20 protein-coding genes are annotated in these 22,283 nt (G+C 47.4%); 6 read left to right on the top strand and 14 right to left on the bottom strand.

Going from position 1 to position 22,283, the window contains the following annotated elements; all coding sequences use genetic code 11:
• The first annotated feature begins 22 nt into the window (after positions 1 to 22).
• Positions 23 to 1,057 carry a permease gene (locus FS628_RS11005; RefSeq protein WP_145321854.1) on the top strand — a complete coding sequence of 345 codons (1,035 nt, stop codon included), beginning with the start codon at positions 23 to 25 and terminating at the stop codon, positions 1,055 to 1,057.
• 82 nt (positions 1,058 to 1,139) lie between these two features.
• The gene (locus FS628_RS11010) at positions 1,140 to 2,123 is read left to right on the top strand and encodes a TIGR03943 family putative permease subunit (protein ID WP_145321856.1); all 984 of its coding nucleotides are present in this window, start codon (positions 1,140 to 1,142) and stop codon (positions 2,121 to 2,123) included.
• 120 nt (positions 2,124 to 2,243) lie between these two features.
• Here FS628_RS11010 and FS628_RS11015 read toward each other — a convergent pair whose 3' ends face one another.
• From FS628_RS11015 to FS628_RS11040, 6 genes are all read right to left on the bottom strand, one after another.
• On the bottom strand, positions 2,244 to 3,545 hold the full coding sequence (locus FS628_RS11015; protein WP_076250401.1) for a pyrimidine-nucleoside phosphorylase: 1,302 nt from the start codon (positions 3,543 to 3,545) through the stop codon (positions 2,244 to 2,246).
• 403 nt (positions 3,546 to 3,948) lie between these two features.
• Positions 3,949 to 4,656, bottom strand: a complete 708-nt coding sequence (deoD, locus tag FS628_RS11020; protein WP_017688193.1) for a purine-nucleoside phosphorylase — start codon at positions 4,654 to 4,656, stop codon at positions 3,949 to 3,951.
• A gap of 98 nt (positions 4,657 to 4,754) precedes the next feature.
• Positions 4,755 to 5,933: a phosphopentomutase gene (deoB, locus tag FS628_RS11025; RefSeq protein WP_017688192.1), complete on the bottom strand. Its 1,179-nt coding sequence runs from the start codon at positions 5,931 to 5,933 to the stop codon at positions 4,755 to 4,757.
• 30 nt (positions 5,934 to 5,963) lie between these two features.
• On the bottom strand, positions 5,964 to 7,154 hold the full coding sequence (locus FS628_RS11030; RefSeq protein WP_145321858.1) for a NupC/NupG family nucleoside CNT transporter: 1,191 nt from the start codon (positions 7,152 to 7,154) through the stop codon (positions 5,964 to 5,966).
• 212 nt (positions 7,155 to 7,366) lie between these two features.
• Entirely contained in the window at positions 7,367 to 8,017 is a 651-nt protein-coding gene (gene deoC / locus FS628_RS11035) for a deoxyribose-phosphate aldolase (protein ID WP_145324083.1), read from the bottom strand.
• Between the two features lie 218 nt (positions 8,018 to 8,235).
• Positions 8,236 to 9,174 carry a sugar-binding transcriptional regulator gene (locus tag FS628_RS11040; RefSeq protein WP_062836066.1) on the bottom strand — a complete coding sequence of 313 codons (939 nt, stop codon included), beginning with the start codon at positions 9,172 to 9,174 and terminating at the stop codon, positions 8,236 to 8,238.
• Positions 9,175 to 9,410: 236 nt separating this feature from the next.
• Between FS628_RS11040 and FS628_RS11045 the strand changes: the two genes are divergently transcribed.
• Entirely contained in the window at positions 9,411 to 10,037 is a 627-nt protein-coding gene (locus FS628_RS11045; RefSeq protein WP_145321860.1) for an FMN-dependent NADH-azoreductase, read from the top strand.
• A 141-nt stretch (positions 10,038 to 10,178) separates the two neighbouring features.
• On the opposite strand, the gene FS628_RS11050 is transcribed toward FS628_RS11045, so the two are convergent.
• The 4 genes from FS628_RS11050 to FS628_RS11065 form a co-directional block, all read right to left on the bottom strand.
• Complete coding sequence (locus FS628_RS11050; protein WP_145321862.1) at positions 10,179 to 10,529, bottom strand: hypothetical protein; 351 nt, start codon at positions 10,527 to 10,529, stop codon at positions 10,179 to 10,181.
• Positions 10,530 to 10,660: 131 nt separating this feature from the next.
• Positions 10,661 to 11,323: a class II aldolase/adducin family protein gene (locus FS628_RS11055; RefSeq protein WP_145321863.1), complete on the bottom strand. Its 663-nt coding sequence runs from the start codon at positions 11,321 to 11,323 to the stop codon at positions 10,661 to 10,663.
• Between the two features lie 8 nt (positions 11,324 to 11,331).
• Positions 11,332 to 12,831, bottom strand: coding sequence for a rhamnulokinase (locus tag FS628_RS11060; protein WP_145321865.1), 1,500 nt, complete (start codon positions 12,829 to 12,831; stop codon positions 11,332 to 11,334).
• A 19-nt stretch (positions 12,832 to 12,850) separates the two neighbouring features.
• The gene (locus tag FS628_RS11065) at positions 12,851 to 14,641 is read right to left on the bottom strand and encodes an L-fucose isomerase (protein ID WP_145321867.1); all 1,791 of its coding nucleotides are present in this window, start codon (positions 14,639 to 14,641) and stop codon (positions 12,851 to 12,853) included.
• Positions 14,642 to 15,054: 413 nt separating this feature from the next.
• On the opposite strand from FS628_RS11065, the gene FS628_RS11070 reads away from it, so the two are divergent.
• Positions 15,055 to 16,071 carry a LacI family DNA-binding transcriptional regulator gene (locus tag FS628_RS11070; RefSeq protein ID WP_145321869.1) on the top strand — a complete coding sequence of 339 codons (1,017 nt, stop codon included), beginning with the start codon at positions 15,055 to 15,057 and terminating at the stop codon, positions 16,069 to 16,071.
• A gap of 411 nt (positions 16,072 to 16,482) precedes the next feature.
• On the opposite strand, the gene FS628_RS11075 is transcribed toward FS628_RS11070, so the two are convergent.
• The 3 genes from FS628_RS11075 to FS628_RS11085 are packed head-to-tail and all read right to left on the bottom strand — an operon-like array spanning position 16,483 to position 19,170.
• The gene (locus tag FS628_RS11075) at positions 16,483 to 17,376 is read right to left on the bottom strand and encodes an NAD-dependent epimerase/dehydratase family protein (protein WP_145321871.1); all 894 of its coding nucleotides are present in this window, start codon (positions 17,374 to 17,376) and stop codon (positions 16,483 to 16,485) included.
• 12 nt (positions 17,377 to 17,388) lie between these two features.
• The gene (locus FS628_RS11080) at positions 17,389 to 18,159 is read right to left on the bottom strand and encodes an SAM-dependent methyltransferase (RefSeq protein ID WP_260871010.1); all 771 of its coding nucleotides are present in this window, start codon (positions 18,157 to 18,159) and stop codon (positions 17,389 to 17,391) included.
• Between the two features lie 30 nt (positions 18,160 to 18,189).
• The gene (locus FS628_RS11085; RefSeq protein ID WP_145321872.1) at positions 18,190 to 19,170 is read right to left on the bottom strand and encodes a Gfo/Idh/MocA family protein; all 981 of its coding nucleotides are present in this window, start codon (positions 19,168 to 19,170) and stop codon (positions 18,190 to 18,192) included.
• A 421-nt stretch (positions 19,171 to 19,591) separates the two neighbouring features.
• Between FS628_RS11085 and FS628_RS11090 the strand changes: the two genes are divergently transcribed.
• Positions 19,592 to 20,176 (top strand): bifunctional transcriptional activator/DNA repair enzyme AdaA, encoded by a 585-nt coding sequence (locus tag FS628_RS11090; RefSeq protein WP_145321874.1) that lies wholly within the window; start codon positions 19,592 to 19,594, stop codon positions 20,174 to 20,176.
• Complete coding sequence (locus FS628_RS11095) at positions 20,173 to 20,991, top strand: SPL family radical SAM protein (protein WP_145321876.1); 819 nt, start codon at positions 20,173 to 20,175, stop codon at positions 20,989 to 20,991. Before FS628_RS11090 ends, FS628_RS11095 begins: the two co-directional genes overlap by 4 nt.
• Positions 20,992 to 21,104: 113 nt before the next feature.
• Here FS628_RS11095 and FS628_RS11100 read toward each other — a convergent pair whose 3' ends face one another.
• Entirely contained in the window at positions 21,105 to 22,211 is a 1,107-nt protein-coding gene (locus tag FS628_RS11100) for a Gfo/Idh/MocA family protein (RefSeq protein WP_145321878.1), read from the bottom strand.
• Positions 22,212 to 22,283: the final 72 nt, after the last annotated feature.

The raw sequence follows: 22,283 nt of genomic DNA on the forward strand, positions 1-22,283 counted from the left end.
CCTAGTTGTGGAGGTCTGTTTCATGAAAATGGCAGCCAATCTGAAGCTCCTTTCCTTCCTGATCCCTTGTGCATTTCTTGTTCCCGTGTTGATCACGATGGCTCCAGACCTGAAGGAAGCATGGAACAGTGAAGCTTTGCAAAATATGAAAACGGTATTCATAGGTATCTTTCTTGAAGCTGCACCTTTTCTGCTCATGGGTGTGCTATTGTCCTCGCTCATGCAGTGGTTCGTATCCGAAGAAATGGTCCGCAAACTCACGCCCAAGAATCCGATCGGCGGTGTGCTGGTTGCAGGGTTGCTCGGTATTATTTTTCCCATCTGCGAATGTGGCATGATCCCGGTAGTGAGACGGTTAATGCACAAAGGCATGCCTGCCTATATCGCAGTGACGTTCATCTTGAGTGGTCCCGTAGTCAATCCCATCGTATTTACCGCAACCTTGCTCGCCTTTCCCTCCCATCCTGAGATTACCATTGCCCGAATGGGACTGGCCTTTGCCGTAGCAGCTTCCATAGGCATGCTTGTGTATGTGTTCGTTCGTCGAAATCCCCTTCGGATGCCGAAAGTCGCAGTGACAGAGGTCAAAACACATCCTGGTTTTAAAATGGCGAAACCTCACGCGCACGCAAATGCACATGATCATAACCATGTAAAAAACTGGCGTAGCTTCTTCATTCATGCCGGAGATGAATTTGTCGATATGAGCAAATATCTGGTGATCGGTGCCCTGATTACAGCCTGCATCCAGACATTCATTAGCCGCAGCGATCTGATCTCACTTGGCAATGGTCCTGTCGCCTCCTATGTGTTCATGATGGGATTTGCTTATGTATTGTCCCTCTGCTCCACTTCTGATGCTTTTGTGGCTTCTGCGTTCTCACATACGTTTGCACTGGGGCCGCTGGTATCCTTCCTTGTGCTTGGTCCAATGCTGGATTTCAAAAGCACTCTGATGCTGCTCTCGACCTTCCGTACTCGGTTTGTTATTGGTTTAAGTCTAGCCATTATTACGCTCGTCTTCGCTGGCTCCTGGTTGATTAACCTGCTGGTATAAAGGTTGAGCCAAATACTTCATGACCTGAATGGTTAATCCCATGAACTTCCATACTGACTATGAATAGAGATGAGGTGATGATATGAATCACACGGTCTATACGATGACCAAACCTCCCGTTCCAAGATCACACATCATTCAATGGCATAATCTGATCCGTGCGGGCTGGGTCGGCGGGGTGGCAGTGTACATTATTCACTTGAATTCAAGTGATTCGCTTCATTATTATCTGGCACCCACGATGCAAAAACTGCTGCTATGCTGTCCTGTTCCCTTATTGTTTATTGCTGTTATCATGGCCTGGCATGGACTGTTCAGTAGTAACGAGGTTCATTGCGATTGTGAACATCCACCTCCTTCCGGTTTCCTACGCAGCACGTTGGTATATGGTCTGATTGCCATACCCTTATTGCTGGGGTTTCTGTTACCTGACCGGGCTCTCGGCAGCTCCATGGCTAGCCAAAAAGGCATGTCTCTCACCTATGCCCCTCCCGAGATTCGTCGCAAAGAACCCTTACCAGATCCTGTAACGCAATTAAATGTACAAGATCTCACACAACAAACAACGTCTGTTCAGTCTGCATCAGCTACCAAAGTACAATTCGTCCCTCCAGATGAGTACAGCCGCGAATTCGCTGAGTTGGCAGAGAAATTGTATGTTGAGCCCGTCATTAAAGTTTATCCCGAGATTTTCTCTGAAACACTCGGCACAATCGACATGTTCCAGCGACAATTTGCAGGCAAAGATATCTCGTTAACCGGGTTTGTCTACCGTGACAAAAGCATGGATCATGAATCACATTTTGCACTGGGACGATTTCTCGTCATGTGCTGCCCCGCTGATGCGGCCCCCTTCGGTGTAATGATTCACATGCCCGACGCGGATAGCATTCCTACAGACAGTTGGGTACAAATCGATGGCAGCATAGGCTCTGCACAGGTGAACGGTAAGGATACGATTGAGATTCGGGCCACAAAGGTGACACCTGTATCTGAGCCATCCACGCCTTATATTTATACCAATGCAGACTCGTTGATGGCGTATGAGAAAATAAAGAGCCAGTAGTTGCTAGTAGTAGTAACAACGTGCACCTCAACGACAAAAAGCCCCAAAGCGATGGATTACATCGCTTCGGGGCTTTCATATTCAGTCAGACATGAGATTACATCTCGTCTGCTCGATTTATTATTCCGTTACGATATCATGAACCAATACAGGAGCATCGGCATGATCCGCAATCGTAATGTTTTCTTTGATCTTCGCGATGACATCTGCTACGTCTTCACGATTGGCATGGATCGTAACGAGGGACTCACCAGCTTTGACTGGATCACCGACTTTTTTGTTCAGCATCAGACCAACCGCGAGATCGATCTCGGACTCTTTCGTTGCACGGCCTGCTCCGAGTAGCATTGCTGCAGTTCCGATTTCGTCAGCGACGATTCCGGCAACATAGCCGTCTTTATCTGCTGGAACTTCAACCAGATACTGTGCTTGAGGCAAGCGCTCTGGATGATCCACAACCGAAGCGTCTCCGCCTTGGTTTGCCAGGAAATCTTTGAATTTCTCCAGGGCTTTACCGTTCTGGATCACTTCTTTCAATTTCTCCTCAGCGTGCTCCAAGGAATCTGCCTTGCCAGCAAGGAATACCATCTGACGTCCAAGTGCCAGACACAGTTCTTCCAGATCTTTTGGACCTTTACCTTGCAGTGTGAGGATGGCTTCTTTCACTTCAAGTGCGTTACCAATCGCCAGACCCAGTGGTTGGGACATATCGGAGATAACAGCCATCGTTTTACGGCCAACATTGTTACCGATGCTTACCATGGCATGCGCCAATTCTTTGGCATCTTCTGTTGTTTTCATGAATGCACCAGCACCCGTTTTAACATCCAAAACGATTGCATCTGCACCTGCTGCAATTTTCTTGCTCATGATGGAGCTGGCGATCAGTGGAATGGAGTTAACGGTAGCTGTTACGTCACGCAGTGCATAGAGCTTTTTGTCTGCAGGCGTAAGATTACCACTTTGTCCAATAACTGCAACCTTGTGTTCGTTTACGAGACGAATGAACTCTTCTTTTTCAAGTTCTACGTGGAAGCCAGCAACGGATTCCAGCTTGTCTGTTGTGCCGCCCGTATGTCCAAGTCCACGTCCGGACATTTTGGCAACAGGAACATCCAGCGCAGCAACGAGCGGAGCAAGTACCAATGTCGTCGTATCGCCCACACCTCCTGTGGAGTGCTTGTCTACTTTGATGCCTTCGATAGCGGACAGGTCGATCGTTTCACCGGAATTCACCATCGACATCGTCAGATCAGCGCGTTCCTTGTCTGTCATATCTTTGAAGAATACCGCCATCGCCCATGCGCTGACTTGATAGTCCGGGATTTCTCCTTGTGTGTATCCTTGAACAACAAAATCAATCTCAGCCGTTGTCAGTTCTTTTCCGTCGCGTTTCTTGGCAATAATGTCTACCATTCTCATGATGATCTCTCCTTGTGTGTGTATTGATTGTATAGAACACTTTGTGCGGCATTCGTTCCGGCTCCGGATCGTTCTTTTGATCGCTGTTGTCTCCAAGTTTTTTTGATCCATTTTGCAATGGGGAAAACTCGGAGACAAAGGCGAACGCTAACGCTTCTTCAGAATCGATTCCGGTTCCTTCACTCCGTGCTTAAAACAAAAGTTTCGATTAAAATCAAATGATTATGAATATAAAATGCAACAGCATCTTGTTGTCATCTTATAGAACACTTTGTGCAACATTCGTTCGGGCTCCGGATCGTTCCTGCGATCGCTTCGCTTCTTCAGAATCGTTTCCGGTTCCTTCACTTCATGCTTGAAACAAAAGTTTCGATCCAAATCAATTGATTATTGAATAACAAAATTACAGTGTGATTGCTGTATCCAGGGCAACTACCATCATGTCATTGAACGTTTTTTGACGCTCTTCGGCAGATGTTTCTTCGCCTGTCAGCAAGTGGTCACTTACCGTCAGGATGGTCAGTGCGTTAACACCAAACTTGGCAGCGATGGTGTATAGTGCTGTTGTTTCCATCTCTACGCCCAGTACACCGTGCTTCATCAACTTCTCGGTTACGGAACGGTCATCGCGATAGAAAGAATCGGAGCTGAATACGTTACCTACGTGAATCTTCATGCCTTTGGCTGTTGCACGGTCATACGCTTCTTTCAGCAGGGAGAAGGTAGCGATTGGCGAGAAGTCATAACCACCGAATACGTGTTTGTTCATGCTGGAATCTGTACATGCTGCTTGTGCAAGGATGACGTCACGTACACGTACATGCTCCTGCATACCGCCACAAGTTCCTACACGAATCAGGTTTTTTACGCCATATTCGCTGATCAATTCGTTAGCATAGATGGCGAAGGACGGGATACCCATCCCTGAACCTTGCACCGAAATCCGGTGTCCTTGATATGTACCTGTGTAACCGAGCATTCCACGAACCTCGTTGTAACATACAACATCTTCAAGGTACGTATCTGCGATATACTTCGCGCGCAAAGGGTCTCCTGGCAATAGGATCGTTTCTGCGATATCCCCGGGTTTTGCTCCAATATGTGTACTCATGAATGAATCTCCTCCAGTTATACAAATTAGTCTATTATGATGGCAGGACCGGAGCAGCCCAAACTACTCCGACCTCCCCTATCCAGTTTTTGAAAAACTTATTTCAAATCCTTCAGGAAGCTGGTACCATATTCCGGCATTTTTACTCCAAAGTTCTCAGCTACGGTTGCGCCAAGGTCAGCAAATGTGCTGCGCAGATCAAGCTTTTTACCCTCGCTGAAGCGCGGAGAGTAGGCAAGCAGTGGTACATATTCACGTGTATGATCTGTACCACGATAGGTTGGATCGTTACCATGGTCAGCTGTGATCAGCAGCAGGTCATCATTGGTCATTTTGGCAAAAATCTCTGGCAGCCGTGCATCATAGTCTTCAAGTGCCTGAGCGTAACCTTGCGGATCACGACGGTGACCATATAGCGCATCAAAATCAACCAGGTTCAGGAAGCTGAGTCCAGTGAACTCTTCATCCATCGTTTCAGACAACTTGTCCATGCCATCCATGTTGGAGACGGTACGAACGGCCTTGGTTACCCCTTCGCCATCGTAGATATCCGCGATTTTACCCAAGGCGATCACATCAAATCCACCATCTTGCAGTTCATTCATGACCGTACGACCAAAAGGTTTGAGTGCATAGTCATGACGATTCGCAGTACGTTTCCAGTTACCCGCTTCACCTACAAATGGACGTGCAATAATGCGGCCCAGCATGTATGGATCTTCAAGTGTAATTTCACGGCAGAACTCACAGATCTCATACAGTTCTTTCAGTGGAACAACGTCCTCATGTGCTGCAATTTGTAGAACCGAATCCGCGGATGTATAGACGATGAGCGCGCCAGTTTCGACATGCTCTGCACCCAGCTCATCCAGAATTTCCGTACCGCTGGCCGGTTTGTTACCGATCACCTTGCGGCCCGTTTTCTCTTCAATGCGCTGAATCAACTCATCGGGAAAACCGTTCTCGAACACACGGAAAGGTGTATCAATGTAAAGACCCATCAGCTCCCAGTGACCTGTCATCGTGTCTTTGCCTCTGGATGCTTCCTGCATCTTGGTGTAATACGCTTTGGGTGCATCTGCTACAGGAACACCCTCGATTTCTTTGATGTTGGACAGTCCGAGACTGGCCATATGAGGCATTTTCAAACCTCCACGTTCACGTGCAATGTGACCAAAAGTATCCACATCAAAGTCATCAAATTCTGCTGCATCCGGCGCCTCGCCGATTCCTACAGAATCCATAACGATCAGATGTACTCTTTTAAATGTTGACATAATCTAAGCACTCCTTCCAATAATCCGGTTTTACAAGAACAGTCCGGCGATGATCGCAGACAATACACTGACAAGCGATGCACCGTAAAGCAGTTTCAGACCGAAGCGGGCTACCACATTACCTTGTTTCTCATGAAGTCCCTTCACCGCACCGGCAATGATACCAATGGAGGAGAAGTTAGCGAACGATACGAGGAAGACGGATACGATCCCTGTTGTTCTGGCAGACAATAAGGTCTCCTTCGCTAGAGCAAGCATGGCAACGAATTCGTTGGATACCATTTTGGTTGCCATAATACTTCCCGCCTGAATCGCTTCCTTCCAAGGAACACCCATAATAAAGGCTAATGGTGCAAACACATAACCAAGCAGCTCCTGGAACGAAATGCCAAGCACCGCGCTGAAAATTCCGTTAACAAGTGCAATCAAAGCAACAAAACCGATTAACATCGCAGCTACGATGATGGCGACTTTGAATCCATCCAGAATGTATTCGCCGAGCATTTCGAAGAAGGACTGTTTCTCCTCTTCCTGTACTTCCAATATATCTTCTTCCTCTGTAACCTCATAAGGATTCACAATGGAAGCAATGATAAAACCGCCAAACAGGTTCAGCACAAGTGCCGTAACCACATATTTCGGATCAATCATGGACATATAGGCACCGACAATCGACATCGATACCGTGGACATCGCCGAAGCACACAAGGTGTACAGCCGATGTTTTGGCAACAACCCAATTTGTTTTTTCACTGAAATGAACACTTCAGATTGCCCCAATACAGCCGAAGCAACCGCGTTATATGATTCCAGTTTGCCCATTCCGTTGATTTTGCTTAATACCAGACCAATATATTTTATAACAAAAGGTAAGATTCGGATATACTGCAATATCCCAATGAGGGCAGAGATGACAACAATCGGCATCAGGACGTTCAGGAAGAACGGAACACCGCCAGTTGCGTCTTCAACCTTCGTCAAATCACCAAATACAAACGCAATCCCTTCATTTGCATAATCAAGCAAACTTTTAAATACGGTCGCGAATCCACCAATCAGCCATGTCCCGACCCCTGTATTCAGCAAGGCATACGCCAGGATCACCTGTAAAACAATCATAACGACGAGCGGTCGGTAGCGAATCTTCTTTTTACCATTGCTTGCGATGTAAGCCAGTCCAAAAACAACGAGCAAGCCAATAAGGGCAATTAAAAATTTCATTTGATCTCTCCTTTGAAGGTAGTTAAGCCGGATGTAAAATTCAGCTCAAAGGGTTCTTAAGGATTCTAAATCAGTATCCTTTCAGAAAACTTATGAAGCGCTTACAATAAGTTCAGTTATTTAAATTCTAAGTGTAAGAGTATCCTCTGTACCTGAGTTGAATACCCAAGTACAGAGAATATACCACTACATTTTAATGCATAAGCTTTTGCTTAATACGAAGATGTAGACTGACCGCCCTGCATGATCTTAACACCGGAGCTTGCACCGATCCGAGTCGCACCCGCTTCGATCATTTTCTGCATATCTTCCAGGCTACGTACGCCACCGGAAGCTTTAACGCCAATATCAGGGCCTACAGTACGACGCATCAAAGCGATATCTTCTGGCGTTGCTCCACCTGTGGAGAAACCTGTAGAAGTTTTAACAAAATCAGCTCCAGCTCGCACAACTGCCTGACAAGCACGTACTTTCTCTTCATCCGTCAACAGACAAGTTTCAATAATGACTTTCACCAAAGCTTTACCCGCAGCCGCTTCAACAACAGCACGAATATCTTGTTCAACGTAATCATCTTTGCCATCTTTCAAAGCACTGATGTTGATGACCATATCGACTTCAGTTGCACCTTTAGCAATCGCATCTTTAGTTTCGAAAGCTTTTGTCTCCGATGTGGACGCTCCCAGAGGGAAACCAATAACGGTGCAGATATCTACGCCAGAACCCTGCAACTGCTCAGCAGCATAAGCAACCCAGCCGGGGTTAACACATACAGAAGCAAACTGGTATTGTTTCGCTTCTTCGGTTAACTTGGCCATTTCACTTTGTGTTGCGTCCGCACGAAGCAACGTATGATCGATCATTTTAGCTAATTGTGGTGTAGTCAATTGAATCTCTCCCTTATCTGAACTAGTTATTTTCTATACCCTTACACTAACATGAACATATGTAAAAATCAACTTGAACTTTTGTTCAAAAGTCCATTTGTCGTTCTTGCTTCGTTATATTATATTTTCTGCCTAAAAAAGCAAAACATCCGCCTTTTTGTCGTGGCAGATGTTGTCATCATTTTCATTTGAAATTAGAATCGCAGTAATGCCTGAGCTGTGTACTGATCCGTAACCAGAATATTCGCATAATGACCTTTAAGCGCGGCGTGAATAGCTTCAATTTTACGTTGTCCACCGGCGACCAGGATTGATTTTTCCTTATTTCTCAATTCAGCCAGATCAATCCCGACGGTTCTGCTGTTAATCTCTTCACTGATCAACTGACCTTCCGCATCGAAAAAGCGTGAACAAATGTCGCCTGCACCTGAGTTCATCAGCAATTGTTGCTCTTCTTCATTGAAGTAACCGAGCCTGAATAATAATGCATCTTCCTTCACAGTACCTACGGTAAATAAGGCGATATTCGCCTGTCTGCCCAGTTCCACGATTCTGCCGATATGCCGATCCGCTTCCACCATGTTTTTTACTTCAATGTTGTCGAAAATAACAGGCAGCGGCAGATACCTTGGTACCGTGTGGAATGCCTCAGCGAACAAATGTACAATCTCAGCGGCATACGTGTTGACATGGGAGTGGCTTACGCCCCCCTTCAATTGCACGACTTCGACACCTTTGACCTGCTTGGGACGAAGCTGGCGTGCTACGGCATGCATGGTTGTTCCCCAGGTCACTCCGATGATATCTGCATCCTGAACCGTCTCCTGAAGATAATCCGCTGCTCGTTTGCTGATATGTTTCTGGATTTCCTCATCACTCTTCAAAGGGGCAAAACACACTAGTGCCGTATCGAGATCATATTTCGACTTGAGCTCTCCGGCAATGATGTCGATATCCTCGAGCGGGTCCATAATCTCAATGCGGACATACCCTCGATCCTTGGCGTACTGAAGTAATCGGGACACCGTTGGACGCGATACGCCCAACCTTGCGGCAATATCCTGTTGGCTGTAATCGGACTGATAATACAATTTCGCTGCTTCAATGCTTAATCGTTGCTTCTCCAGGTCCATTCCCATGTGCGCTCATCTCACTCATCCTATTGTCTTTGGAAAATAAATACTCGTCCTGTATATTATACATGGATTGAGTATCTGTCACTATATAGCATCCAATTCAGTATCAAGATCATTCCATATGGTTCCCTTTCTAACGTATAAGATGGGGCAAACGGTGCATACTACTGCGGTCGCTTCATTACTACCAACATCGGTTCACCCCCATGAATTGCATAGAGAGGAAGAACAACATGTCTACCTTATTGTATATTACTGCCCATCCTCATGATCATGAAACCTCATTTAGCATGGCTACAGGTAAAGCATTTATTGACGCGTATCGTGAAAGTCACCCTTCTGATGAAGTTGTTCACCTCGATCTGTATCGCTCGGACATTCCCCATATCGATGCGGATGTCTTCAGTGGATGGGGCAAACTGCAATCGGGCAGTGACCTGACTGCCGAAGAGCAGACGAAAGTAAGTCGTTTGAATGAACTGTCGGATCAATTTGCCGCAGCAGATAAATATGTTTTTGTAACCCCGATGTGGAACTTCTCGTTCCCTCCGATCCTAAAGGCTTATGTTGACTCCATCTGCGTAGCTGGCAAAACATTTCGTTATACCGAACAAGGTCCAGTTGGACTGCTGTCTGACAAAAAAGCGCTGCATATTCAGGCCCGCGGTGGCATTTATTCCGAAGGCCCAGCGGCCCAGATGGAATCCGGTCACCGTTACCTGAGCATTATCATGTCTTTCCTCGGAGTGCCTAAGCTTGATGGCATTTTTGTAGAGGGGCATAATCAATATAAAGATCGTGCGGATGAGATCAAGCAACAAGCTATAGATCAAGCACGCACTTTCGCAGAACAATTTTAAGAGAAGTAGTTCAAAAAGTCCGATTTTGAACATACACTTTAAGGTAGCATAACAAACACAGCAAAAAACAAAACCCGCGTGCGACCCAGGGATTACTCCCAGGAAACACGCGGGTTTTCGATGTATGATTAACCTTAGAGCTTATTGATGTCCAGCGCTGGCACGGCTCATGGTTTCAAGTTTACGTGTGATGGCATGACGGTCCACTTTCAATCCCCAGATCATTTCAATAATCTGCTCTTTCTCTTCTGGATTGTCAGCATGCTTCAGCTGCATTAACAGATCATGCATCTGTTCATTAATCCCTTCAAATTGACTCCATAAATCCTGTCTTACTTCCTTTGAATCCAGATGATGATTCGCATCGACTTCTTCCTTCAATGCTTGGAGAATAGCATCTTTCCATTCCTCATCACCTAGCTGTTTCGCTATGTTCAGGAGATCCAGATAATCGTCAACAAGAAGTGAGTTCAATTCAGCATGTGTTTTCATCGTTTATTGCATCCCCTTTTCATCTATTTACCCAGTATTATACTCGGTATTTCAGGTTATGCAATAGTTGTCGAGAAAAATAGTGGATTATCCGGTTTCGTGTCAGGTTTTGACGAATGATTAATCTTCGTTTAAGACTTGAGTTGTTGCAACAGCTGCACACGGTAAGCTTCACTTTCAAGGGACTGAATTTCCTTGTATTCTTCAGCAGTAAGCACTTTGGGTTCCCCGGCCGCCTTTGCAATCATATACACCTTGGCGCTTTCTTCCACTACCTGGGTGCGATAATAGGCTTCACGGAGGTTTTTGCCCGTCGTGACCAATCCGTGATTGACGAGAATAAGTGCCGTATGTTCTTCTACCTTTGCAGAGACTGCATCGGCAAGTAGTTTCGTCGTTGGCAGAACATAGGGAACGAACCCAATATCGCCCACCAATGCCGACTGATCAGGGAACAAATGTGGCAACTCATCGAAAACGAGACTGAGTGCAATGGTGTATGCCGGATGCGTATGCACAATAGCCTGAATATCCGGATTCACACGATAGCTGTACAGATGCATCAATACTTCAGAAGAAGGACGGGGCGAGCCGGCACGAGTCTCCCCTGTCTCGATATCAATCGCGATCCACTCTTCTGGCTCCAGATCCTCAAGTGCATAACCACTTGGAGACAACAGCATCGTCCCCTCGGATCGGGCGCTCAGATTCCCACCAGGTCCTACCACAAGCCCTTGAGCAACCGCTCTGCGTGCATATTTCGTTAACTCTTCCCTTACTTGCTGTTCAGACACGTGCCTCATCACTCCTTTAATGCGTTAGTTTGATTCATACGTTGGTACGTATCGTAAGCTTCCTGCCACTGCTCTGTATCCTCAGGCACATAGGTTTCGGGGGAAAAGGAAGCAGCCATGACCTCTCGAACCTCAGTTAAGCTGTTCACTTCACCATGCGCCATATATTGCAGCATGCAATTTCCGGCTGAAGTCGCCTCGGTTGGACCCGCAATTACCGGAACCCCAGCCGCATTTGCTGTGAATTGGCATAATAGTCGATTGTGCACACCGCCACCGACCATATGAATTACACGAGGTCTTGTACCTGTGATCAACTGCAATTCATCCAGCGTCTGCCTGAATTCCAGCGCCAGGCTTTCCAGAATACAACGCACAATCGCTCCAGTCGTTTCCGGTACAATCTGTCCGCTGGCACTGCACTGTTGCCGTATTCGTTCAGCCATATTCCCTGGCGCCAAGTACACTCCATCCCCAGGAGATACGTAACATTGATGTGCTTTTGAGGCAGCGGCCAGCAGAACCAGTTCTTCGTGTGTGTGCATATGATTCTCCCGCTCCCATTGCCGCTTGCATTCCTGCAGCAGCCACAGGCCTGAACGATTTTTCAAGGTGCGGACTTTGCCGCTGACCGTCCCTTCATTCGTGAATCCCAATGCACGGCTTCGTTCATCCAACACAGGTGCATCACGCTCTACACCCATAAGAGACCAGGTTCCACAGCTTATAAACGCGAAATTTGAATCCATCGCAGGGATCGCTGCCAAGGCAGAGGCGGTATCATGTGATCCCACTGAGATTATCTGCATCGGTCCAGTCCGTAGTTCCGCGCACAAGTCATCCGTTAACTGCCCCAACACGGTACCGGGCTGAACGAGCATTGGAAATAATGTTTCCGGTATACCGAGACGCCCGATCAGTTGTTCATTCCAACGGGCCTCGCCTGCATGCAACAGCCCGCTGGTACTGGCAATCGTATACTCACAAGCCTGCTGACCGGATAGATAATAATGAAATAAGTCAGACATGAATAACATGCGCACTTCCGGACGTATACCTTCAGCATGCTCTCGTACACTGCCTAGTAATTGAAATACCGTATTGATCTGCTGTGGCAGGACGCCGGACATGGAGTACAGTTCTTCTTCATTTACAATGTGCAGAACTTCTCTCATCCACTGCGCATTGCGTGCCTCCCGATAATGGCGCGGGTTTCCGCATAATCTTCCCGTCCCATCCACCAGTCCGAAGTCAACTCCCCACGTATCTACCGCAATGGAACGGATCGCATACGCGTCGCCTTGCGTCCCTTTCACAATGCCTTGTTTTAGTTCATGAAAAAGTCGCAGGAAATCCCAGTACAATCCATCCCCCAGCTGCACGGGTTCATTGCTGAAACGGTGCACTTCTTGTAAAGACAGTCTGTTGCCATCAAAAGAACCCCGGACTACCCGCCCACTTCCAGCGCCGTAATCTGCAGCAAGTACATGTGTTGCTTGATTTCCCATTCTCCCATGCCTCCTTGCTTTAACGATACAGCGGGCCGAACACACTGCAAGCACGGTAGTCTGCGCTCTCTGGCTCACTTGTGCCGAATAATCCCCATGCACGTGGACGGAAAATCTCCGATTCAGGGACATTATGCATGTTGACCGGGATGCGAAGCATGGAAGCCAGCGTAATCAGATCAGCACCGATATGACCATACGAAATGGAGCCATGGTTCGCACCCCATTGGTTCATGACCTCGTATACCGAAGTAAACGCTCCCGATCCGGTTAGAACAGGTGCAAACCAGGTGGATGGCCAGGTTGGATCTGTCCGCTGATCCAGCGTATCATGTACATCTTCAGGCAGATCGACCGTGTAACCCTGAGCGATTTGCAACACTGGACCCAGTCCTTTGACCAGATTCAGACGTGTCATCGTTACAGGCATGCCACCTTTGGTCAGGAAATCCGCTGAATAGCCGCCCCCGCGGAAATACTCTACGGATGCCGGTCTCCACGATGTTGCTTTCAGGCAGTCCTGAACTTCCTCATCTGTAATTTCCCAGAATGGCTTGAGTACAGGCTTACCATCTCTGGACTGTTGCCCAGTGCCATCCAAAGCTGCGGAACCGGAGTTAATCAGATGAAGGATGCCATCTTTCGCGTTTCCTTCCAACTGGTGCCCCGTCACACGCTGTACCGAATCCGGACTCCAATACGTGCGCACATCAGCGAAGATCTGAGCCGTATGCGTGAGTAACGAACCAAATAACATGGACACACCGTTCAAGCTATCATTCTCCGTTGCAACGAGATAAGGCGCACGTTTGCCATTCCAGTCAAAGGAAGAATTCAGTATCGACTCCAGAAAATCTCCGTTAGGTGAATGGTCTGTCCATTGCCGTTGTCCCTGAAAGCCGGATACAATCGCGTGATGGCCCATCGATTCTTCTGTAAACCCAAGCTCTGCCAACCTTGGATTGCCCGCCATCAAGTCACGCACGATTTGTGTCATTTTCACAACCGTTTCCCATTCGTACTCTTTACGTTTACGAGCCGTTTGCAGATGGGCAGCGTTGTTGTCCGGACCTTCGCTACAATTCTCCTTCACCCAGGCCAGCGCGAGCTTATACTCCTCCGGGTCGTAGATTTCTTCTTCAATACGGCGAGTGAGTTCGCTCATATCCACATATTCATTCCGCATGCCCAGATACTCCTGGAAAAATGAGTCGTTCACAATCGAGCCAGCAATCCCCATGGATACCGATCCAATCGACAGATAGGCTTGCCCTTTCAAGGTAGCGGCTGCAAGACCCGCGCGGCTGAAACGGAGCAACTTCTCACGTACGTCATCGGGAATCGTTGTATCTCCTCCATCCTGAACATCCTCTCCATAGATCCCAAAGGCAGGAATGCCCTTCTGTGCATGGGCTGAGAGAACTGCCGCCAGATATACAGCACCCGGACGTTCAGTTCCGTTAAAACCCCAGATGGCTGTTGGAGTGGATGGCGTCATATCCATCGTTTCCGTACCGTAACACCAGCACGGTGTCACCGTAATTGTTACACCCACGTTCGAACGGCTGAACAGTTCCGCTGCTGCGGCCGCTTCAGCTACCCCTCCAATGCAGGTCTCAGCAACAACACACTCTACCGCGGAGCCGTCAGGATACCGTAGTTCGGCTGCAAGCAGCTCGGCCACAGACGTCGCCATCCGCATCGTTTGTTCTTCCAGTGACTCCCGAACGCCTTTGCGTCTTCCATCAATCGTGGGACGAATACCAATCTTGGGAAAAGCCTGCTTATAACGATAATCCTGATGTGTCATACGAGAATGTCCTCCTTCAATTCGCTTCATAGAATTTGGTATGAATTGAGAAACCTTCTGTCTGATCCATATGCATTGATTAGAATGAGATAATGACGGAATTACAACCGATACCCGAGTTACACGCAAGACCTGCCTACACAAATGAACAAGAGCAGCTCTTCGCTATTTGAATACGTTTACATAATTTTAAAAAAACAATAAATCATTTCATTAATCAGCCTTGTATGTAGTTCCTCTATTCAAGAAGATGGAACATGCATGAGCGAATTTAACGAAATGGTTTATGTAGTAAGGACGTTCAGAACCCATTAGGGTTATCGGTAACCCTAACATAGCATGAGCCTATCTTGCTGTCAATTGGCATTATCCTATAGAATGGTAAGACTATGTTGCGGAAAGGTTAGATTCTATTGATTACGATTTACGATATTGCCAAAAAAGCCAACGTCTCCGCCATGACGGTATCCAAGGTTATTAATCATACAGGCCGCATAAGTTCTGCGACACGCGAACGTGTGCAACAGGTGATCGACGAACTTGGATATATTCCAAACTCCAATGCACGCAGCCTTGTGCTTCAACGAACCCAGATGCTGTCATTACTCATTACGGATATTACCAACCCCTTTTATACAACACTGGCCCGTGGTGCTGAAGATGCAGCCCATCTTCGTGGGTACCGTCTCTTATTCGGCAACAGTGACGAGGATTACGACAAGGAAAAGGATTACGTGGATGCTATTCTGTCTACTCGCGTGGATGGTGTACTATATGCCCCAGCGGGAGATCGTTCTCTCACTCATCTGAAACAGTTGCAGGAACGTAACATTCCATTTGTCTTTCTGGATCGGACGGTACCTGGCATTATGTCAGATATCATTGCTGGAGATAGCCGGGAAGGTGCAATTGAATTGATCCGTTACTTGGTGAAATTAGGGCATCGGCGCATTGCACTGGTCAATGGTTCTTCTGAGGTCTCTACTGCCAGACTGCGGGAGGAAGGTTATGTAGAGGGCTTGCGTGAGGCTGGAGCTGCTATCGATCCCGAACTTGTTCTTCGAACCGGGTACCGAGATTTTAGTGATGTAGAGGGACTGGATCGACTGCTCTCTCAACCGGAGCCACCAACAGCCATTTTTGCAGCTAATAATATGTTGGCGATCGGAGTCATTCGACTTTTGCGCAGGCGGGGACTACGTGTGCCAGAAGACATCTCTGTCGTGTGCTTCGACGATCTGGATCTGGCTTCGGCCTTTGACCCTTTTCTGACCGTAGCTGCACAGCCCGCATATGATTTTGGATTTCGGGGGGTACAGATGCTGATTGACCGGATTGAGGGCAAGGCCCCTTCCGAGGCCCAAACCGTCATTCTACCATCAGAACTGCGCATTCGAGCTTCGGCTGCTGCTCCACGTGAGCAAAAATAGAGTTAAGCTCAAGATTTGACTAAATAAGTGGACCAAAAATTATTTACACTGACACTACGATAACAGAACAACCTTCCAATCGCTGTTATCCCCAGATTTTTTCATTCCCTTTTAAAGGGGAAATCCGGAGATAGCGTATGCTTCCGATGCAGCTTTCTTATCAGAAAGCTTTTAGGCCAACGCTTCGCTTTTTCAGGTTTTTTCTGTCCTCTCCGTTATCGTGTAAATGATTAGTCCCACTTATCTAGATTAAGTCTCTTACAGATTCGAGAAAATATAAAACATCAAACAGGGTGCACCGGAGATTACGCTCTGGCTGCACCCTGTTTTACATTCATTCGTTGAAAAGATCCGTTCGTTCGAACCGATTGGCCCATCAGGTTTATTTCAATTCCAACCAATCCGATATTTCTATCGCTCAGACTGTAATGCGAGAGCGACCTCACGAACGAGTCCCGGGAACCAGTCCATCAGAGCTTCGAACGTATATCCCGCTTGCTCTGCCTTGGTTGTCTCCATCGTCCATGATTGCTCGATCCCGAAGGGTGACATGTCTTCTTTCACAGTTTCCTTAAGGATCTGTGACTGCATGCCAGTGACGGTCTCGATCAGATGCATCATGGCTGACAGCGTAATCGCACCCTTGGAAGCTGCATTCACCGGACCAGTAATGGACGAATGTCCAAGCCACGCGAGAAATCTTGCCGCTTCTGTGGAATTGATGAATCCAATCTCTGCTTCCGGATTCGGCATGCCAATCGGTTTTCCTTTTTGTACATGTTCAATATGAAAATGAAGTCTTCTCGTATAATCATCAATCCCGAGTACAATGGGAATACGCATCGCCACAACCGGGAAATTCGCTTCCTGGAAGAATACAGCCTCTGCAAGCCGTTTACCTTCTCCATACGAAAAATCCTCCGCACTCCCATACTGTAATGGATATGTATACGGGTCAAAATCCGTTTCCGCAAATCCCGGTTTGGGATCACCGTACACAGACAATGTAGATGTCAAAACGTACCTTTTGGTGCGCCCTGCAAAAGCTTCACATGCCGCTTTCGCCGCATCTGGGGAATAACAGATATTGTCGTACACGACATCCCACATGTCTGTCTGCGCAACCTCGGCCAGAGATTCCGGGTCTTCACGATCCATCTTGATGCGGTTCACTTCGGGTCCGAAGTCTACATCCGTTTTACCGCGGGTAGCGACTGTGATCTGTGACTTCCCTTCCCACAGCAAGTGATCCACGAGACGTTTGCCGAAGAAACGTGTACCCCCAAGTATAAGTACTTTATTCATCCGAATAACCTCCTACCTCGTTCGATTAGGTTTAACAATTTGAAGCATGGTGTGCGCATTCCGTTGAAACTCATATGATGTTGGTTCTTCGGATACGATGCACCCACGCTCTTCGAGTATAAATTTTAATCCATCCATGTGCTTGTAACGTTCACCAGACATATCCACTGTCGGAAAAATGCGAACCTCTCGTTTGGTCACACGCAGCAGCTCCATTACGGTTGAAACATGAAAATCAACATCCAATCGATCCGCATACGTAAACAGAAAATGGGCCGATAATGTTAGATCGAATTGTTCATCGGAAAAAGGAAGTTCCGGTAGCATAGACGCCACATAACGTTCAGGAAACATTCGCATATCTGCTATGCAGTCTGTGACGGCACGAGTTCGCTCTTCCTTCAAACCCTGGATTGATCCAAATTGATCCCACACATATATCCCTTGCACGGGTTCCATCTGTTTCATCGTATGCTCAATGTCCTGGAATCCCTTTATTTCAAGCTCGTCGATCTCGTATTTGTAGGCCATATCCACGGCCATAGGGTCTGCACTCCACTTGCGCGCTTGGCTACTGAACGAACACGCTCCACCTGGACAATCCAGAATGGACTTGCCCGTAAGTTCCTTCACCGTCAGATTAAACATCTTCATATATTCTTCGAAGGTTCTTCCTATGAAAACGATCCGTTTCAGTTCCAAACCTTCAGAATCATTGGACTGCTGATCTTCTCTGTGGTTCTTCTTCTCTTCTCGACTGTTGCTCTCCTCATCTCTGCTCATCTCGTCTCAGCTTCCTTTCCTGTTCATGAATCAATCGTTAGGGAACACAAGCCCAATCTGCTTCCGAATCTGATCCATGACCTGCATCGTCACATAGGAGCGTTCATACGTGTTCATGTCAGACTCCTTTTGGCCTTGCTGAACCAGATTCACGAACTCCTCGACTTCATAATACATTGCCGGATGGGTTTGTTCGACTGTGAGCTGCTCCACTGTACCGTCATTGTAACGTATCTCTGCGTGTTCAGGTGAACCAATCTTGTCAATGATGATGCTACCCAGCTCCCCCATGATTTCGCTTGGGACATGAGAGTTGGAGATTTTGGAGTACGTAACGACCGCGTCCATCCCATCATAATCCAGGAGCACACTGCCTTGTCCATCCACACCAGATTCCAGCATCATCGCTTGGGATTGAACCCGGTTAGGTGCACCGAACAATGTAATCAACGGATAGAGACAATACACACCGAGATCCATTAACGCACCATTGGCGAGTTCAGGCTTGAACGCATTCAGGACGATCCCCTCTTTGTACTTGTCGTAACGCGAAGAATACTGAGAGTACCCTGCTACGTATTTACGGACAGGACCGATTTTATGCAGGTTGGACTGCACCATTTTGAACTGGGGAACAAGGGTAGACTTCATCGCTTCCATGAGCAACACTTCGTGTTCACGTGCTGTATCGATCATGCTCCGAACTTCCGCGCTATTTGCAGCCAGAGGCTTCTCGCACAATACATGTTTGCCGTTTCTCAGAAAAAGCTCCGCTTGCTCTGCATGAACCGTATTCGGTGTTGCAATGTAGACTGCGTCGATCACATCACTTGCCGCCATGTCTTCCAGATTGGTGAAACGATGTTCAACCTCATATTTATCTGCAAATGCGTTAGCCTTATCTTCAGTTCTTGAATACACGGCAGTCAATTGGAATCCTTCAACCTGTGCTGCGGCTTCCAGAAGCCTTTCTGTAATCCAGTTAGTACCCACTACGCCAAAACGAACCATGCCTACCTACCTCTTTCGTCTATAAATTTCATTTGAGTTCTATATAAGTTCAACTAAAGAATATTTACACTTACCACTCCGATGACAGAATAACCTTCCGATCGCTGTTATCCCCAGATTTTTTTAATTCCCTTCTTCAATGGGAAAATCCGGGGATAGCGTATGCTTCCGAAGCAGCTTTCTTTCAGAAAGCTTTTAGGCGAACGCTTCGCTTTCTTCACGTTATTTCTGTCCTCTCCGTTCTCGTGTAGAAAGTTTAGTTGAACCTATATAACCTGTATACCATCCTGTATATTGTAGCTCATATTTCGTTCAGATTGAAGGAAGGTACTTTATCCAAGATATTGATATCTTGCTTTTCAAGTCGAAACTTCGTCACTCCCTTGGAATCAGGGGTATAATTAGAGATGAGGTGATCACCGTGGAAAGTCGAGATCGAGATCGCGCACTGCCCGAATCTATAGAGGAAAAATACTGGCATGCCATCATCCACAACGATAGTTCCTATGATGGAATATTCTATTACGGCGTGCAAACAACGGGTATTTTCTGTCGACCTTCCTGTAAATCCAGAGCACCCAAAGTTGAAAATGTGCTGATATTTCACCATGTTGAAGAAGCGTTAGCACGAAAGTTCAGACCCTGCAAACGTTGCAAGCCCACAGGCGAGCGGGTACCGGATCAGGAGTGGATTTACGGGATTACGGAATATATTGACCAACATTATGTGCAACCTCTGACCCTCGATGCTCTCGCCACCGCAAGTCATGGCAGCCCATATCATTTGCATCGCGTGTTCAAGCGGATTACAGGCCGCACACCGGTTCAATATATTCAGGAAAAACGAATTACTGAAGCTCGGAAATTGCTTGAATATACCAGACTTACGGTCACCGAGATTGGCCGCCATGTCGGTATATCCAACCCGGCTTATTTCATTACTGTATTTCGCAAACACACAGGTCTCACACCTGCACATTACCGCGAAAGGCATGACAGCTCATGAAGACGAATCTTACTTACAAAGTACCCAAAACGTTACTCAACAAGGGAACAGGATTCCTTAATGGATATACACATACACTGAATCCTTACACAGGCTGCGCCTTCGCTTGTTCCTATTGTTATGTCAGACAGATGCCTGTCTCCCTCTTTCGCAAAGAAGATTGGGGAACGTGGGTTGATGTGAAACAAGAGGCCTCCCGAGTGTTCGCCAAAGAATTGCAGCGTGCCCTGATGAAAGGGAAAGTCACTCTGTTCATGTCATCCAGTACCGACCCGTATCAGCCTGCCGAGTACAAGGAGCTTATCACGCGTTCATTGCTTGAAACGATGGTACAGTATCCACCAGATTTCGTCTTAGTCCAGACCCGCAGTCCACTCGTTACCCGCGATATAGACCTGCTACAGCAGTTAGGTGACCGGGTTCGGGTCAGTATAACCGTGGAGACGGATCTGGACGATATGCGCAAGCATTTTAGTCCTTCCGCTCCCCCGATTGCAGGCCGATTACGTGCATTGGAACAGATGCGGGATGCCGGAATACCTACACAGGTGGCGATTGCCCCTGTGTTACCCAGCAGTGAACAATTTGCAGCTATCCTGAGACCTCTGGTTCAGCGTGTATGCATTGACGATTACTTCATGGGCGATGGTAGCGAAGGCAAGCGAACCCGTCGACTCGGTATGGAGTCACTCTATCAAGAAGTGGGGATGGAGCACTGGTATCATCCGGACGCCTATCAGATTGTCGCTCAGCGGATGAAAGACTATTTTGCAGAGGATGAGATCTGGATCAGTCAGGCTGGATTTGAGCCTTAAATGTCTAGCTTTATATAGATATTGATTACAAGTCTCCATTTAATAAGAAAAAGCCCCTTTCCTTGTTCGAAGGAAAAGGGCTTTTCGTTATGACATATACAATAATGGCTATCTTACTTATCCAAGGTATATAATGGCAGATCTGCTGGCAATGCAGCTGGGCGCTGACACGAGCTTTTCATCTGGTAGAATGTCTGTTCATCTGATGAATCGTGGAATGCCCACATGGCCTCAAGTACGTGGTATGCCAGTTCCCCGCTCGCACGGTGTGCACGTCCACTATGTGCTGCATAGGCCATATCGGCCACACCGATGCCGCGTGTATTCTCCTGATAGCCTGGGAGAAGCGGAACTTCCGTCCATTCCTGTTCACCCAGCAAGCGGTAACGAACCGGACCACCGAAAGTATTGGGGTCAGGTACCTGCAATGTACCGTGCGTGCCATATATCTCAATCGGTGGCAGTGCACTTCCGCCAAATACATCAAAGCTCGTAATCAGCGTGCCAATGGCTCCCTGTTCAAACTGCAACAGACCCGTGACGTGAGTTGGAATTTCGACGGGAACCGTCTGTCCTCTCTTTTTCTCACTCGTAATCGTCCGTTCTTCCATGGCTTTACCTGTCATACCTGCAATCGACTTGATCGGGCCCATCAGTTGGACCAATGCGGTGAGATAGTATGGACCCATATCAAACATCGGCCCACCGCCTGACGCGTAATAAAACTCCGGATCTGGATGCCAGTGCTCATGACCACGGCTCATCATAAATGCGGTCGCCGCCACCGGCTTGCCGATCACTCCCTCCTCCACCAATTGAAGTGAAGTCTGGATGCCTGAACCGAAGAACGTCTCTGGCGCGCAGCCCACGAGCAGTCCTTTACGCTTCGCCGTTTCGAGCACGGCCTGACCTTCCTCACGGGTAACCGCGAGCGGTTTTTCTACATAGACATGTTTGCCTGCTTCAAGTGCACGTAAGCATACATCCGCGTGAACGGAAGGAATCGTCAGGTTGATGATCAGCTCAATCTCGGGATCAGCCAAGATTTCGTCGACGCTGTATACGTTAGGCACATTATAGGCTGCTGCCTGCTCCTCGGCACGCTTCCGGTCGAGATCCGCAACCGCAACAAGTTCCAGCACCTCGAACCGGTGACAGTTTTCCATATAGATGCCGCTGATTTTACCGCAGCCAATAATACCTACTTTCATTGTTTTCATACCTGGGGCTCCCTTCGCCGTGGATCAGAAATGGTTTATCCATTGAGGATGAAACGTTGAAACTGACATTAC

This window comes from Paenibacillus xylanexedens (assembly GCF_007676705.1).
Taxonomy (GTDB): Bacteria; Bacillota; Bacilli; order Paenibacillales; family Paenibacillaceae; genus Paenibacillus; species Paenibacillus xylanexedens_C.

Bases quoted from the DNA above. Each gene is read 5' to 3' on its own strand.
- FS628_RS11005 (WP_145321854.1), top strand. From the start codon at position 23: ATGAAAATGGCAGCCAATCTGAAGCTCCTTTCCTTCCTGATCCCTTGT.
- FS628_RS11010 (WP_145321856.1), top strand. From the start codon at position 1,140: ATGAATCACACGGTCTATACGATGACCAAACCTCCCGTTCCAAGATCA.
- FS628_RS11015 (WP_076250401.1), bottom strand. From the start codon at position 3,545: ATGAGAATGGTAGACATTATTGCCAAGAAACGCGACGGAAAAGAACTG.
- deoD (WP_017688193.1), bottom strand. From the start codon at position 4,656: ATGAGTACACATATTGGAGCAAAACCCGGGGATATCGCAGAAACGATC.
- deoB (WP_017688192.1), bottom strand. From the start codon at position 5,933: ATGTCAACATTTAAAAGAGTACATCTGATCGTTATGGATTCTGTAGGA.
- FS628_RS11030 (WP_145321858.1), bottom strand. From the start codon at position 7,154: ATGAAATTTTTAATTGCCCTTATTGGCTTGCTCGTTGTTTTTGGACTG.
- deoC (WP_145324083.1), bottom strand. From the start codon at position 8,017: ATGATCGATCATACGTTGCTTCGTGCGGACGCAACACAAAGTGAAATG.
- FS628_RS11040 (WP_062836066.1), bottom strand. From the start codon at position 9,174: ATGGACCTGGAGAAGCAACGATTAAGCATTGAAGCAGCGAAATTGTAT.
- FS628_RS11045 (WP_145321860.1), top strand. From the start codon at position 9,411: ATGTCTACCTTATTGTATATTACTGCCCATCCTCATGATCATGAAACC.
- FS628_RS11050 (WP_145321862.1), bottom strand. From the start codon at position 10,529: ATGAAAACACATGCTGAATTGAACTCACTTCTTGTTGACGATTATCTG.
- FS628_RS11060 (WP_145321865.1), bottom strand. From the start codon at position 12,831: ATGGGAAATCAAGCAACACATGTACTTGCTGCAGATTACGGCGCTGGA.
- FS628_RS11065 (WP_145321867.1), bottom strand. From the start codon at position 14,641: ATGACACATCAGGATTATCGTTATAAGCAGGCTTTTCCCAAGATTGGT.
- FS628_RS11075 (WP_145321871.1), bottom strand. From the start codon at position 17,376: ATGAATAAAGTACTTATACTTGGGGGTACACGTTTCTTCGGCAAACGT.
- FS628_RS11080 (WP_260871010.1), bottom strand. From the start codon at position 18,159: ATGAGCAGAGATGAGGAGAGCAACAGTCGAGAAGAGAAGAAGAACCAC.
- FS628_RS11085 (WP_145321872.1), bottom strand. From the start codon at position 19,170: ATGGTTCGTTTTGGCGTAGTGGGTACTAACTGGATTACAGAAAGGCTT.
- FS628_RS11095 (WP_145321876.1), top strand. From the start codon at position 20,173: ATGAAGACGAATCTTACTTACAAAGTACCCAAAACGTTACTCAACAAG.
- FS628_RS11100 (WP_145321878.1), bottom strand. From the start codon at position 22,211: ATGAAAACAATGAAAGTAGGTATTATTGGCTGCGGTAAAATCAGCGGC.